Annotated in this window: 14 protein-coding genes; 10 read left to right on the top strand and 4 right to left on the bottom strand. The window is 68.9% G+C overall.

The features are described from left to right. Positions 1 to 22: 22 nt before the first annotated feature. Positions 23 to 280: a CopG family ribbon-helix-helix protein gene (locus CCK91_RS00760; protein ID WP_086472442.1), complete on the top strand. Its 258-nt coding sequence runs from the start codon at positions 23 to 25 to the stop codon at positions 278 to 280. Then, positions 277 to 621, top strand: a complete 345-nt coding sequence (locus CCK91_RS00755; RefSeq protein ID WP_274498837.1) for a type II toxin-antitoxin system PemK/MazF family toxin — start codon at positions 277 to 279, stop codon at positions 619 to 621. The genes CCK91_RS00760 and CCK91_RS00755 overlap by 4 nt, the downstream gene beginning before the upstream one ends. Before the next feature lie 21 nt (positions 622 to 642). On the opposite strand, the gene CCK91_RS00750 is transcribed toward CCK91_RS00755, so the two are convergent. Together CCK91_RS00750 and CCK91_RS00745 are read right to left on the bottom strand one after the other, a co-directional pair. Beyond that, on the bottom strand, positions 643 to 2,121 hold the full coding sequence (locus CCK91_RS00750; protein ID WP_086472440.1) for a SulP family inorganic anion transporter: 1,479 nt from the start codon (positions 2,119 to 2,121) through the stop codon (positions 643 to 645). A 131-nt stretch (positions 2,122 to 2,252) separates the two neighbouring features. Continuing rightward, complete coding sequence (locus CCK91_RS00745) at positions 2,253 to 3,665, bottom strand: aminopeptidase P family protein (RefSeq protein ID WP_086472439.1); 1,413 nt, start codon at positions 3,663 to 3,665, stop codon at positions 2,253 to 2,255. 181 nt (positions 3,666 to 3,846) lie between these two features. Here CCK91_RS00745 and CCK91_RS00740 point away from each other — a divergent pair, with 181 nt between their 5' ends. Next, entirely contained in the window at positions 3,847 to 4,230 is a 384-nt protein-coding gene (locus CCK91_RS00740) for a hypothetical protein (protein WP_207568157.1), read from the top strand. A gap of 33 nt (positions 4,231 to 4,263) precedes the next feature. On the opposite strand, the gene CCK91_RS00735 is transcribed toward CCK91_RS00740, so the two are convergent. Continuing rightward, entirely contained in the window at positions 4,264 to 4,824 is a 561-nt protein-coding gene (locus CCK91_RS00735) for an Lrp/AsnC family transcriptional regulator (RefSeq protein WP_079003723.1), read from the bottom strand. Between the two features lie 174 nt (positions 4,825 to 4,998). Between CCK91_RS00735 and CCK91_RS00730 the strand changes: the two genes are divergently transcribed. The 7 genes from CCK91_RS00730 (at position 4,999) to CCK91_RS00700 (ending at position 12,592) form a co-directional block, all read left to right on the top strand. Then, the gene (locus CCK91_RS00730) at positions 4,999 to 6,582 is read left to right on the top strand and encodes an ABC transporter substrate-binding protein (RefSeq protein WP_197977346.1); all 1,584 of its coding nucleotides are present in this window, start codon (positions 4,999 to 5,001) and stop codon (positions 6,580 to 6,582) included. Next, on the top strand, positions 6,566 to 7,639 hold the full coding sequence (locus CCK91_RS00725; protein ID WP_242664193.1) for an ABC transporter permease: 1,074 nt from the start codon (positions 6,566 to 6,568) through the stop codon (positions 7,637 to 7,639). The genes CCK91_RS00730 and CCK91_RS00725 overlap by 17 nt, the downstream gene beginning before the upstream one ends. Then, positions 7,636 to 8,517 (top strand): ABC transporter permease, encoded by an 882-nt coding sequence (locus tag CCK91_RS00720; protein ID WP_086472437.1) that lies wholly within the window; start codon positions 7,636 to 7,638, stop codon positions 8,515 to 8,517. The genes CCK91_RS00725 and CCK91_RS00720 overlap by 4 nt, the downstream gene beginning before the upstream one ends. Positions 8,518 to 8,555: 38 nt before the next feature. Further along, the gene (locus CCK91_RS00715; RefSeq protein WP_086472436.1) at positions 8,556 to 9,377 is read left to right on the top strand and encodes an ABC transporter ATP-binding protein; all 822 of its coding nucleotides are present in this window, start codon (positions 8,556 to 8,558) and stop codon (positions 9,375 to 9,377) included. Then, on the top strand, positions 9,374 to 10,153 hold the full coding sequence (locus CCK91_RS00710; protein ID WP_086472435.1) for an ABC transporter ATP-binding protein: 780 nt from the start codon (positions 9,374 to 9,376) through the stop codon (positions 10,151 to 10,153). The genes CCK91_RS00715 and CCK91_RS00710 overlap by 4 nt, the downstream gene beginning before the upstream one ends. Positions 10,154 to 10,405: 252 nt before the next feature. Continuing rightward, complete coding sequence (locus CCK91_RS00705; RefSeq protein WP_242664192.1) at positions 10,406 to 11,344, top strand: phosphodiesterase; 939 nt, start codon at positions 10,406 to 10,408, stop codon at positions 11,342 to 11,344. A gap of 168 nt (positions 11,345 to 11,512) precedes the next feature. Further along, positions 11,513 to 12,592: an SDR family oxidoreductase gene (locus tag CCK91_RS00700; protein WP_086472433.1), complete on the top strand. Its 1,080-nt coding sequence runs from the start codon at positions 11,513 to 11,515 to the stop codon at positions 12,590 to 12,592. Positions 12,593 to 12,826: 234 nt separating this feature from the next. Here the strand turns inward: CCK91_RS00700 and CCK91_RS00695 are convergent, their stop codons facing one another. Beyond that, positions 12,827 to 14,410, bottom strand: a complete 1,584-nt coding sequence (locus tag CCK91_RS00695; RefSeq protein WP_242664191.1) for a stealth family protein — start codon at positions 14,408 to 14,410, stop codon at positions 12,827 to 12,829. Between the last annotated feature and the right edge of the window lie 20 nt (positions 14,411 to 14,430).

Raw genomic sequence — 14,430 nt, 5'->3', positions numbered from 1 at the left:
ATACCCAGTTATACTTCCTACTGTGAAGACCGCCATCTCATTGCCCGATGAACTGTTCACCCGCGTCGAAGCTCGCGCCGCCGAGCTCGGTGTCAACCGGTCCGAGTTCTTCGCGGCGGCGGCGAGTCGGTATCTCGACGAGACCGGAGCCGCCGGTCTCACTGCCGAAGTGGACACCGCACTGCGGCATGCGGGAGTCGCTTCGGCGGAGGAAGCACGGGCCGTCGCCTCGGCCGGACGCGACCGCCTTGCCGCACTCACCGTAGGAGACGATTGGTGATCCGCCGCGGCGACATCCGGTGGGTCGATCTCGGTCCTCGTGAGCGGGGGAGTGCGCCCGCCGGCCGCCGCCCGGTCGTCGTCGTCCAGCATGACGCCTACACGCGGAGCGCACTCCGGACCGTGATCGTCGCGGTCGTCACGTCGAACACGGCGCTCGCCGAGCTCCCGGGCAACGTGTTCCTCCCTGCGACGGCTTCCGGTCTGCCGAAGGACTCGGTCGTGAACACCACGCAGCTGCTCACCCTCGATGAGGACGACCTCGGTCCGGCCGCCGGAAGGGTGCCCGTCACCCTGTCACTGGATCTGGACGCGGGGCTCCGTCGAGTGCTGCACCTCTGAGGTGGTGCCGGAGCGATCGGCTCAGAGATGGCCGGTGAGCTTTCCGTGGAAGGCCGAGCTGCGTTCGTCGAGCCCGGTGAACACGACCTGCTTGCCGTGCGCGGCGTACTTCTCCTGCACGGCGTCGAGGACGGCGACGCTCGAGGCGTCCCAGATCTGCGAGGCGGTGAAGTCGACGGCGACGTCCGCGGGATCGGCCGCGTAGTCGAACTGTTCGACCAGGTCGTTGCTGCTGCCGAAGAACAGCGGGCCGATGACGCTGTAGCGGACGGCGGCGGCGTCGTCCGCGAGGACCCGGCGGACGCGGATGACGTGGGCCACGCGCCGCGCGAACAGCACCATCGCGAGGACGGCTCCTGCAGCGACGCCGATCGCGAGGTTGTGGGTGATGACGACCACCGCGACGGTCACCACCATCACGACCGTCTCGGGGATCGGCATCCGTCGCAGGGTCGCCGGGCGCACGCTGTGCCAGTCGACGGTCTTGATGGCGACGATCATCATCACGGCGGCCAGCGCGACCATCGGGATCTGCGCCATCACCGGGCTGAGCGCGGTCACGAGCAGCAGGAGGAAGACGCCGGCGACGAAGGTGGAGATCCTCGTCCGAGCGCGCCCCAGTTTGACGTTCACGACCGTCTGACCGATCATCGCGCAGCCGGCGATCCCGCCGTACCACCCGGCCAGGATGTTGGCGACGCCGAGGGCCCACGACTCGCGTCCCTTCGACGACGTCGTGTCGGTGAGGTCGTCGACGAGCTTCGCCGTGAGGAGGGTCTCCATGAGCCCCACGAACGCGACGCTCAGCGCGGTCGGCCAGATGATGCCGAGCGTCTCGAGGTTGAGCGGCACGAGCAACGCGGTCAGCCCGGGGAGGCCGCCGGAGACGTCCCCCTGGTCGCCGACGGTCGGCACGGCGGCGTGCGCGATCATCGTGATCGCGGTGACGACGACGATCGCGACGAGCGGCGCCGGTACCGCGGTCGTGAGCTTGGGGAGCAGCAGGACGATCAGCACCGTGATGACGAACAGTGGGTAGACGAGCCACGGGACGCCGAGCAGGTGGGGGACCTGAGCGACGAAGATGAGGATGCCGAGCGCGTTGACGAAGCCGATCATCACCGAGCGGGGGATGAACCGCATGAGCCGGGAGAGACCGGTCACGCCGAACACGATCTGGATGAGGCCCGCGAGGATGACGGCGGGGAGCAGGTACTCCACGCCGTGTTCCTTGACGAGCGGCGCGACGACGAGGGCGACGGCGCCCGCAGCGGCCGTGATCATCGCCGGACGGCCGCCGAGGATCGACATCGAGATCGCGAGGACGACGGAGGCGATGAGGCTGACCTTCGGGTCGACGCCGGCGATGATCGAGAAGGAGATGACCTCGGGGATGAGTGCCAGCGTCGTCACGATCCCGGCGAGGATCTCGACAGTGAAGGCCCTGGGGTTCCGCAGGGTCGCGATGACGCCGGGGCTCGGGCGGACGGCGGTGCGCATGGGGGCGTCGGGCTGACTCACCGTGCAAGCCTAGGCTCGTTCGCAACGCAGGACGCACCGGGCGAGTCGCTGCTCGCGCCGGAGGGGCGCGTCGCGACACACGACGACCGTCCTGAGTTGTGAACCGTCGGTCAGCTCCGCAACCAGGCCTCGAGACCGTCTGCGCTGATCGGGAGTGCTGCGGAGAGGACCTCGTGACCGGTGGCGGTCACGAGCAGATCGTCTTCGATGCGGACGCCGATACCGCGCAGCTCCGGCGGCACGGTGAGGTCGTTCGTGTGGAAGTAGAGACCCGGTTCGACCGTCAGGACGGCGCCCGGCTGCAACGGCTCGTCGAGGTACCGCTCGTCGCCGATGCGGGCGCAGTCGTGCACGTCGAGTCCGAGATGGTGGCCGGTGCCGCTCGGCAGGTAGCGGCGGTGCTGCTGGCCGTTCGGTGACATGGCCTCATCGACCGACACCTGCAGGATGCCGAGGTCGCGGAGGCTCATGGCGATCTGCTCGTAGGCCGTGTTCCGCATGTCGATGAACGACCGGCCGGGGCCGACCTGCGACATCGCGGCGCGGTGGGCCCGCTCGACGTGGTCGTGGACCTCGCGCTGGGCCGCGGTGTACGACCCGCTCGCGGGGAAGGTCCTCGTGACGTCGGCGGTGTACAGCGAGCGGGCTTCGACACCGGCGTCCATGAGGATGAGGTGCTCGGGGAGGACCGGACCGTCGCAGCGCGTCCAGTGCAGCGTGGGAGCGTGCGGTCCGCTGCCGATGATGGTCGAGTACCCGACACCGTTGCCGAACGTGCGGGCGTGGCGCTCGAACGTCGACTGCAACCAGCGTTCTCCGCCGAACTCGATGGCTGCAGGCAGTTCGCGCACGACCGAGCGGAATCCGCCGACCGTGGCGTCCACGGCGGCACGGAGCTGCGCGATCTCCCAGTCGTCCTTGACGAGCTTCGCGGCGGACAGGGCGATGAGGAGCGCTCGCGACGGCGCGAATCGACCGTCGGCCCGGGGTTCCGAGGCGCCTGCGCGGAGCGCGTCGGCGGGCACGAGGGCGAGGGACTCGTCCAGCACCTCGTGGGAGCGGACCTCGATGCCGAGCGCTTCCGCCCACTGGGGGAGTCCGGCCGACGGGCCGATCCAGAGCTCGCCGCGCATGGCGTCGGCGTAGAACGCCTCCTCACCGGGACCGACGGGCTCGGCGAGGTAGAGCGTCGCGTCGTGCCCACCGGCGGTCGGCCGCATGACGAGGACCGCACCCTCCGCCTGACAGGAGGTGAGCCACACGAAGTCGCTGTCGGGCCGGAACGGGAACTCGGTGTCGTTCGCGCGCGTCACGGCGCGTCCCGCGGTGACCACGAGCCAGCGGCCGGGGAACTGCGCGCTGATGACGTCGCGGTGACGCCCGGCGGCTGCGCCGGCCCCCTCGGCGAGGTCGACGGAGCGGTCCACCGCACCCCAGCCCGTCGCGAGGTACTCGCGGAACGCGTCGTCCCGGGGGAGCGGCTGGGTGCGGGGGTCGCGGAACTGCAGGCTGTCTGGACACATGGAGATCAGTAAGCCACTCGAGGTGGACGTCGTCAAGCTGCGACGCCTGGAGCCAGCGGAACATCTCGCCGGTATCGTCGGATCCGGCGTTTCGTCCTGTCCGACCGGCTCAGGCGACGGACGGGATGGACGGATCGTCGGCAGGTTGACACCTGTTCGGACGCCTCCGCAGAATGACGGCATGACAGGAACCACCGACACCGGCACCAGCGCCACGCTCGATTTCAACCTCGATGCGAAGGTGTTCGACATGGTGTCGTCGTCCGCGAGCGTCGTCGACGCCGACGCGCCCACGCGATTCGTCTACCACGAGACGCACGGCGTGCTGTGGGGCGAATACGTCGGCGACACCGTCTCCGTCGGTCGGTTCTGCGGCGTACGCACCGGCGAACGCATCGACATCTCGTTCGTGCACCGCAACCGTGCCGGCGACCTGACGACGCGTGGCGAAGCGAGCTCGATCATCTCCCGCGCCGAGGACGGCTCGTTCATCCTCACCGAGGACTTCGTCGGCCCGGACGGGCAGGCCCACGTCAGCGTCTGTCGGGAGATCGCCGCCGCCTGAACCGGCCAGGGCCGGCACGCCACCGTCGCCCGGTCAGCGTCCGCGTCGCTCCGGCACCCGCTGGGCGCGCTCGTCGCTCGTACGGACGAACCGCGTCATGCCGAAGCGCTCGCCGGAGTCCTCGACGCTCGTGCGTTCGGACCTCGTCATGCGGAGCGACACGTTCGACCGCTCCTCGTCCATGAGGAAGACGGTCGTCGTCGCCTTGATGGACGGCCACTGAGCGAGCCGGGTGGCGACCAGTTCGTGGATCGCCGCCACATCGGGGGCCCGGATCAGCATCATCGCGTCGTGCTCGCCCGTCGTGACGGCGAAGTACTCCAGCTCCGGGACTGACGACAGCCGCGCCCGGAAGTCCGCCCACTGGCTCTGGCGCAGCGTGATGAAGACCATCGCCGCAACACCGAGCCCGACCGTGGCCGGCTCGATCTCCGCGTGGACCCCCTTCAGGACGCCGGCGCGGAGCATCGCCTCGTAGCGCGAGTAGGCGTTCGAGCGGGAGATCCCGAGCTCCTCCGCGAGTGCGGCGACCGAAGCCCGCCCGTCCTCCCGGAGCAGCTCCAACATGCGGATGTGGGTGTCGTCGAGTTGCATCGATTGCTCCAAACGTCCAGATTCAGCAGTGGTCCTGGCGGTCGTTTGAGAGGATATGGCAGATTCGCCGCGAAATCGAGACAATTCTTCTTTGGTAACGGCTTGTGGATTGACGAATGATCGCGTATCGCACTACTTTCAGCTCATCCCTCCAACCAGATAAGGAGCTCCACCTTGTCACGATCCTTCAGCCGCACGAGCCGGCGCGGCATGGCGGCCCTCGGCCTCGCCCTCGCCGCTGGCCTCGCGCTCAGCGCCTGCTCCCCCTCAGGTGGCTCCGATGACAGCGCGGGCAAGTCGCTCGTCGTCGACGCGTCCTTCGACCTCAAGACCGCCGACCCGAACCGCGAGTACGAGACCACCGGCTCGATCGTCGCGAAGGCGCTCTACGAGACCCTCCTCACCTTCAAGGGCGACGACGTCACCGCCCCCGTCGACGGCCTCGCGAGCTACGAGATGAACGCCGACAACACGGTGATGACCCTCACGATGAAGGACGGCAAGAAGTTCTCCGACGGCTCCGACGTGACCGTCGACGACGCGGTGTTCTCGCTGCAGCGCGTCCAGGGCGTGAAGGGCAACCCGTCCTTCCTGCTCGACGGCGTCACGATCGAGAAGACCTCGGACACGACCCTCACGCTCACCTCGGCGACGCCGAACCCCGCCCTCCCGTTCATCCTCCCGAACCCGGCCCTCGGCGTCGTGAACAAGAAGGTCGTCGAGGAGAACGGTGGCAGCGCGACCGCCGACGACGCGGCCGAGTCGTTCCTCAACACCACCTCCGCGGGCTCCGGCCCGTACAAGCTCGAGTCCTTCGACGCGGCCTCGCAGGTCGTCTTCACGGCGAACCCTGAGTACACGGGGACCAAGCCCGCGTACGAGCGCGTCGTCCTCCGCAACGTGCAGGGCCCGACCCAGAAGCTCAACGTCGAGGCCGGTGACTCGCAGGTCGCCCTCGACCTCAACCCCGACCAGGTCTCCGAGCTCGACGACTCGAAGGTGAAGATCATCGCGAACCCCTCGCGCTACATGATCTTCCTCATGCTCAACCAGGACCCCGCGATCAGCGACATCACGAGCAACCCGAAGTTCCTCGAGGCCGTCAAGCTCGGCATCGACTACGACAAGATCGTCGACCTCGCCGGCGACGGTTCCGTCCGTCCCGGTGGCTTCATCCCCTCGATCTTCAACGGTGCGCTCGACGCCGCCGACGGCAACCAGTTCGACGCCGATGCAGCGAAGGCTGCGCTCAAGGAGTCCGGTTACGCCGGCGAAGCCGTCACGCTGAACTTCCCGAACGACATCACGGTGCAGGGGCTGTCGCTCCAGAGCATCGCGGAGTCGGTCCAGGCGCAGCTGAAGTCGGTCGGCATCACCATCACGCTGGCCCCGGCTCCGGTCGCCACCGAGCTGGACGCCTACCGCGACGGCAAGGAGACCGTGGGGCTCTGGTACTGGGGCCCGGACTTCCCGGACCCGTCGAACTACCTCGCGTTCACGCCGGGTGAGCTCGTCGGCCTCCGCGCGGGCTGGCCGGCAGGTGCCGACCCGACCGTGACCGACCTCGCGAACGCGGCGCTCGCCGCGACCGACACGGACGCCCGTGCCGCCGCGTACCAGGACCTCCAGAAGGCGCAGAACGCGAGCGGACCGTTCATCCCGCTCCTGCAGCCGGCGCAGAACGTGGTCACCGCGACCACGATCACCGAGGTTCCGCTGAACCCGACGTGGACCGTCGATCTTGCCGGAATCAAGTAGCGTCGCACCGACGACGTCCAGCGCGCGAGCGGGTCTCCACCCGCTCGCGCGCTACCTCGGCATCCGGCTCGGACTCACGGTCCTCCTGATGTTCGGGGTGACGCTCGTCACCTTCACGCTGACCAACCTCGTCCCCGCGGACCCCGTGCAGGCGGCGCTCGGTGAGCAGGCCGCAGCGGATCCGACGATCGTCGCGCAGTTCCGCGAGAACGCCGGCCTCGACAAGCCACTGCCCGTCCAGTACGTCACCTACGTCGCGAACCTGTTCCAGGGCGACCTCGGGACCTCGCAGCAGACCCGCGGCGCCGTCGCGGACGAACTCGGTCGCGCCTTCCCGGCCACGGCCGAACTGGCGCTGACCGCCATCGTCATCTCGATCATCATCGGCGTCGGCCTCGGCATGTGGGCCGCGCTGCGCCGGAAGACGATCACCGACCAGGTCATCCGGGTCGTGAGCCTCATCGGCATCTCGGTGCCCTCGTTCTGGCTCGCACTCGTCGTCTACTTCGTGTTCTTCTCCCAGCTGCACTGGTTCCCGGGCTCCGGTCGACTCTCGCCCGCGGCGATCCCGCCGCCGAAGGTCACCGGGATGTACACGATCGATGCGTTGCTCGCCGGCCAGTGGTCGACCTTCGGCGACGCCATCGCCCACCTGATCCTGCCCGCCTCGGTCCTGGCGCTCTACACGATCGGCCTGCTCACCCGGTTCGCTCGGTCGGCGATCCTCGAGGTACTCGACCTCGACTACGTGCGTGCAGCGCGGGCGAAGGGCCTTCCCGGCCACGTCGTCGTGACCCGGTACGTCCTCCGCGGGGCGCTCGTCCCCATCATCACCGTGCTCGGCGTCGCCTTCGGGTCGCTGCTGTCCGGAACGGTCCTCGTCGAGAAGGTGTACTCGTGGCACGGCCTCGGCGAGTACGCGTACTCCGCGGCGACCAAACTCGACCTGCCCGCGATCATGGGCGTCGGGCTCATCGTCGGATTCGTGTACATCGGCCTGAACTTCGTGGTCGACGTGCTGTACGGCTTCATCGACCCGAGAGTGAGGGTGGCATGACCGACGTGCTCGCCGTCCAGATCAAGCGCAAGGGCCGCCTCCGCATCTCGAAGCAGCTGCGCACCCCGCTCGCCGTCGCGGGTGGTGCCATCGTGCTCTTCTGGCTGCTCGTCGCGGTGCTCGCGCCGTGGATCCGGCCGTTCGACCCGCTCGCCCAGGACTTCGACCGACTGCAGGCCCCGAGTGCCGCGCACTGGTTCGGCACCGACCAGGTGGGCCGCGACGTCCTGTCCCGGGTCGTCAGCGGCGCGCAGGTCTCGATCCCGCTCGCCCTCATGCTCGTGATCTTCGCGATGCTCATCGGTTCGCTCCTCGGGGCGATCGCCGGGTATTTCGGCAAGGCCCTCGACGAGACCATCATGCGGATCGCCGACCTCGTGTTCGCGTTCCCGACGATCATCCTCGCGATGGTCATCGCCGCAGCGCTCGGCCCGAGTCTCACGAATGCCGTCATCGCGATGCTCATCGTGTCGTGGCCGGCGTACGCCCGCGTGACGCGTTCACTCGTCATCGGAGCCAGGGGCGCCGAGTACGTCATCGCCGGTCGTCTGCTCGGCAACGGGCCGTTCACCTCGCTCGGCAAGGACATCCTGCCGAACGTCGTGTCGCCGGTCGTCGTGCTCGCCACACTCGACGTCGGTACGGCCATCCTGCTGTTGTCGGGTCTCTCGTTCCTCGGCCTCGGCGCCGTCCCGCCGACACCGGACTGGGGCGCGATGGTGTCCGACGGGGTGCAGAACTTCTCCTCCTGGTGGATCACGGTCTTCCCGGGACTCGCCATCCTCACGGTGGTGCTCGCCTTCAACTTCCTCGGCGACGCCCTCCGCGACGCCCTCGACCCACGGTCGCAGGAAGCCGTGCAGGGGCGCGCACTGTGAGTGGCGCACGCGGTGCGAGCGACCCGAAAGGACGCGACATGACGCAGGCAGCAGGCGGAACCGGTGGCGGGATCGTCATCGAGGGGCTCACGCTCGGCTTCGGTCGTGGAACCGCCACCAAGCAGATCCTCCGCGGCATCGACCTCGAGGTCCCCGCCGGTCGCATCACCGGACTGGCCGGTGAGTCGGGGTCAGGCAAGACCATGACCGGGCTCGCGATCTGCGGGCTCCTGCCGGCCGGCGCGGACCTCGGCGGCAGCATCCGCTTCGACGGCACCGAACTCGTGGGGCTGAAGCAGCGCACGATGAACCGGTACCGCGGCACGGAGATCGCGATGATCTTCCAGGACCCGACCGCGAGCCTGCACCCCATGCTCACGGTCGAGGCCCAGCTCGTCGACCACTACCGGCACCACACGGGAGCCTCGAAGGCTGCCGCCCACGCGCGGGCGCTCGAGATGCTCGGACTCGTCGCCGTCCCGAACCCGGAGGCGGCGCTGCGCAAGTACCCGCACCAGTTCTCGGGCGGACAGCTGCAGCGCATCGCGATCGCCTCGGCGCTCATGTGCGAGCCCTCCGTGCTCATCGCCGACGAACCGACCACCGCCCTCGACGTCACGGTCCAGGCCGGCATCCTCCGCCTGCTGCGGAAGCTGTGCGACGAGCTCGGGATCGCGATCATCCTCGTCACCCACGACCTCGGGGTGATGTCGGCGCTCGCCGACACGATCGCGGTCATGCGGCTCGGCGAGATCGTCGAACACGGCAGCCGGTACCAGGTCATCACCGATCCGCAGCACGAGTACACCAAGGCGCTCATCGACGCGCTGCCCGACACGGGAACGGAGGCGGCGTCATGACGCTGCTGCACCTCGACGACGTCCACGTGACGTACAAGCTGCCCGGTCGCGGCACGCTGAACGCGGTCGACGGCGTGAGCTTCGACCTCGAGCCGCGACAGGTGCTCGGGCTGGTGGGGGAGTCGGGCTGCGGCAAGTCCACCCTCGCGCGAGCGGTCTGCGGACTGGAACCGACCTCGGGTGGCGCGATCACGTTCAACGGGACGCCCATCGGCAAACTCGGTCTCCGGAAGCGCGCACCGGAACTGCTGCGGATCCAGATGGTCTTCCAGAACCCCTACGCCTCGCTGAACCCACGACGCACGATCGGGAGCCAGATCGAGGACGGCCTCCGGGTCAACCCGGTCCGTGACGCCTGGGACGTCGGTCAGCTGCTCGAACACGTCGAGCTCGACGCCGCCAGCCGCACCCGCTACCCGCACCAGTTCTCGGGCGGCCAGCGGCAGCGCATCGCGATCGCCCGGGCCATCGCGGCGGGTCCGGAGCTGCTCATCGGCGACGAGCCGATCGCCTCGCTCGACGCCTCCCTGCAGGCGCGCGTGGCGAAGCTCATGCGGAAGCTCGCGGTCGAGACGGGCGCGGCGCTCCTCTTCATCAGCCACGACCTGTCCGTCGTGCGGGTCATCGCGGACGACGTGGCGGTCATGAGCGCCGGTCGCATCGTCGAACACGGTCCGGTCGACCGCGTCTGGTCCGACCCGCAGGACGCCTACACGCAGCGGCTCCTCGCGGCGATCCCGGTCGTCGACGGACTCGGCACCCTCCCCGGCGCCTAGACGGATCCCGCTCCGTCCCTGTCTCAGGAGCGTCTCGGCGTGTCGGGTCCCCCGCGCTCGACACGCCGAGGCGTTCCTGAGACAGGGAACCGGCACCGTCAGGTGTGAGTCCCCTGGATGTCGGCCCGTGACCTTGCTCACGAGTTTCCCGCGTCGTAGCGTGGCGTTCCGTTGCCGTTCAACCGAATCTGGTCAGATGGTCAAACAGCTGCGATGCGGTTCGGAGAGCATCGCTCGAACGAGAGTTGTCACGTGAGTCTTCGCACGGCCGAGTACCCGAGGCCCGATCACTTCCTGCTCCATGTGAGCGACACGCACCTCCTCGCCGGCGGGGGGAGCCTCTACGACAGCGTCGACAGCGAGACGCACCTGCGCCGCCTGTTCGCCGAGTTCGAGGCGTCCGGCGGTCGGCCCGAAGCGATCGTCTTCACGGGCGATCTCGCCGACAAGGGCGAACCCGACGCGTACGACCGCATCCGCTCGATCGTCGAGCCGGTCGCAGAGCGCCTCGGATCGCAGATCATCTGGGTGATGGGCAACCACGACGACCGCCAGGCGTTCCGGGCCGGGCTGTTCGGTGAGGTGCCGACCACCCGCCCGGTCGACCGCGTCTACGACGTCAACGGCCTCCGCGTCGTCACCCTCGACTCGAGCGTGCCCGGTCACCACCACGGCGAGGTCTCGGACGAGCAGCTCGACTGGCTCGCCGAGGAACTCTCGACGAAGGCGCCCCACGGCACGATCCTCGCCATGCACCACCCGCCCGTCCCGAGCGTGCTCGACCTCGCCGTGAGCGTCGAGCTGCGCGATCAGGCGAAGCTCGCCGAAGTGCTCGAGGGGTCCGACGTCCGGAGCATCATCGCCGGGCACCTGCACTACTCGTCGACCGCGACCTTCGCGGGCATCCCGGTGTCGGTCGCTTCGGCCACGTGCTACACGCAGGACCTCAATGTGCCCGTCGGAGGGACGCGTGGTCGCGACGGCGCGCGGGCGTTCAACCTCGTCCACGTCTACGGCAAGACGGTCCTGCACTCGGTGGTGCCGCTGGGTGAGACCCCGCCGTTGCACTACATCGACGCCGAGGAGAGTGCGCGCCTGCTCGCTCGCGACGGCATCGAGCTGCCCGTTTCCGACACGGTGCCGGTGCAGCCGGAGCCGCCGCTGACGATGCCGATCGGCGTCCTCGTCTAGCGACTACCGGTCCCTGAGCTCTCCTCCGGTCCCTGAGCTCCGCTCCGGTCCCTGAGCTCCAATCCGGTCCCTGAGCCTGTCGAAGGGCCGCAGCCCGGCAGAGTACCGCAGCCCGGTGGGTCCGCCGTTCCGGGAGCCTCCCCGGTGCGACGCGCCTATCGTGGACGGATGACCTCCCCAGAAGCACCCCGCACCGCACTCGTCGTCGGCGCCAGCGGCATCACCGGTTCCGCGATCGTGTCGCAGCTCCTCGAGGATGGCGGCTGGCGGATCCTCGCCCTTGCTCGCCGCGCGCCGGCGGCCCACCCGCAGGTCGAGCACGTCGCAGCCGACCTCCGGGACGAGGACGACCTCGCGCGCGCCCTCGGCGGCACCGGCGTCACCCACGTGTTCTTCACCGCCTGGTCGCGTCAGGACACCGAGGCCGAGAACATCCGGGTCAACGGCGGCATGGTCCGCGACCTGCTGGCCGCCCTCGCCGCCGAGCCCGTCCAGCACGTCGCCCTGGTCACCGGTCTGAAGCACTACCTCGGCCCGTTCGAGGCCTATGCGGCGGGCGAGATGCCCGACACCCCGTTCCACGAGGACGAGGACCGACTCGACACGCCCAACTTCTACTACGAGCAGGAGGACGAGCTCTTCGCCGCGGCTGCGCGAGCGGGGTTCACCTGGTCGGTGCACCGCTCCCACACCGTGATCGGACATGCGGTGGGCAACGCGATGAACATGGCGTCCACGCTCGCGGTGCAGGCGGCGCTCTGCAAGCGGCTCGACCGACCGTTCGTGTTCCCCGGTTCAGAGACCCAGTGGAACGGCCTCACCGATATGACCGACGCCGGACTCCTCGCCGAGCAGATGCTCTGGGCGGCGACCTCACCGGCCGGTGCTGACGAGGCGTTCAACATCGTCAACGGCGACGTCTTCCGCTGGCGCTGGATGTGGCCGCGACTGGCGGCGCACCTCGGCGTCGAGCCGGAGGGCTTCGACACTGCGCCGCGTCCGCTCGAGCAGCAGATGTCGGGTGTCGAGGGCACCTGGGCCGAGATGGTGGCCGAACACGGTCTCGTCGAGGCCGACCTCTCCCGCGTGGCGTCGTGGTGGCACACCGACGGTGACCTCGGCCGGGACATCGAGGTCGTCACCGACATGAGCAAGAGCCGACTCGCCGGCTTCACCGGCTACCGGCGGACGCTGGACGCCTTCACCGCGATCTTCGACCGCCTCCGCGCAGAGCGCATCGTCCCCTGAGCGCCCTCCCGGTCCCTGAGCGCGCGTCCGTTCCCTAAGCGCCCTCTCGGTCCCTGAGCACCCATCCCGATCCCTGAGCCTGTCGAAGGGCGGCGACCGTCTCGGTCCCTGAGCCTGTCGAAGGGTGGCGACCGTCTCGGTCCCTGAGCCTGTCGAAGGGCGGCACTTCGACAAGCTCAGTGACCTGGTTCGGCTCAGTGACCAATCCCGGTCCCTGAGCCTGTCGAAGGGCGGTCAGCTGAGCTTGGCGGGCTCGATCTCGAGCGCGCTCGGCACGGCTGCCTCGCGCTCCCACGGCGCCGGGAACGGGAAGTACCGCTCGAGGAAGTCGATCACGGCGGTGGTGCGCTGCTCCACCGAGATCTCCGGCCGGCTGCCGTCGTTCAGGCAGAACATGTCCTGGTCGCGTCGCTTGAGGAGTCGTTCCATCTGCCCGAGCGACTGCTTGAGCGTCGTCTCGATGTAGCGGACCTTCGCCTGGGTCTGCTGCACCGCGCGACCCGTCATGAGGCCGTAGTAGTGGTAGAACGAGTTCGTCACCGAGATGTTGTCGGCCGCACGGAAGGCGCTGTGGGAGGTCGCGCGGAACTCCTCGGCGAACTCCTGCTCCATCTCCGCCATGATGCTCCGGCGGAGGGGCGCGGCGCAGTGCTCGAGGTGACGGGTGGTGACGCGTCCGAAGCGCTCGTGCAGGAGCCGACGGTTCACCCGGGCCGCGTTCTCGAAGCCGCTGCGCGAGGGGTCGTTCGCCCCGAGACCGATGCGGGTGGTCGCCTCCACGAACTTGCTGATGCCGCCCGGTGAGAAGAACAGTTCGGGACTGATCGGTCGGCCGAGGAACATGTCGTCGTTGGAGTAGAGGAAGTGCTCCGACAGCCCCTCGATGCGGTGGAGCTGGCTCTCGACGGCCATGGAGTTGTGCGTCGGCAGGGCGTCGAGGTCGCCGAAGAACTCCTCGCTGCGCACGATGGTGACCTTCGGGTGCTCCACCAGCCATTCGGGCGCGGGGGAGTCGGTCGCGATGAAGATGCGTCGGACCCAGGGGGCGAAGGTGTGCACGCTGCGGAGGGCGTACTTGAGCTCGTTGATCTGGCGGAAGCGGGCGTCGGAGTCGTCGCCGTCGCCGACGACGTAGCTCTGCATCCGCTTGGCGCGGGCGCGCTGGAACTCCTCGGAGGAGCCGTCCACCCACGAGAAGACGAGGTCGATGTCGAAGGTGACGTCGCTCGCGAGTGCGCCGAACATGTGCTCGAGGGTCCGCCAGCTGCGTCCGTAGCGTTCGACGGTCGTCTCGACGGCCTCCGTCCGCGGCATGTACGTCCGCATGAGGACGTTCTCCACGGGAGCGGTGATCTCCTCGTCGCCGAAGCGCCAGAGTTCGAGCTGCAGGGCGGTCTCCATGCCGTAGCGGAGGCGGCCGAGCGGTTCGATGCGCGGCCGGTACAGCCGGAACACCTCGGCCTTGCGGGCGCCGGTGAGCAGGCCGTCGGAGAGGAGGTGCGGATCGCCGGCCGGCTTCACCGTCGACATTCGCGCTTTGAGCGGCACGCTGTAGAAGGGCTCGTCGGCGAACGCCTCCGCGAGGGCGGTCTGCAGGCGCTTGCGCAGGGAGCGGTCGACGACGATGACGGGGCGGTCGTGCTCGCCCCGGATGAGGAGGTACTCGATCTCGGCCGCGTCGAGCACGTCGGCGACGGCGAGGAGGTCCTCCACCATCGACTGCTGTGGGGTCAGGTGACCGTTGATGAGGGTGTAGACGCCCTTGCGCTGCACCACGTCGGGGCGGTCGAAGCGCTGCGATCGGGAGCCACCGGTCACGAGGACGAGCTCAGGGGCGG

Source organism: Plantibacter elymi (nom. nud.) (genome assembly GCF_900177795.1).
Taxonomy (GTDB): domain Bacteria; phylum Actinomycetota; class Actinomycetes; order Actinomycetales; family Microbacteriaceae; genus Plantibacter; species Plantibacter elymi.
This window is presented reverse-complemented; position numbering and strand designations above follow the sequence as displayed.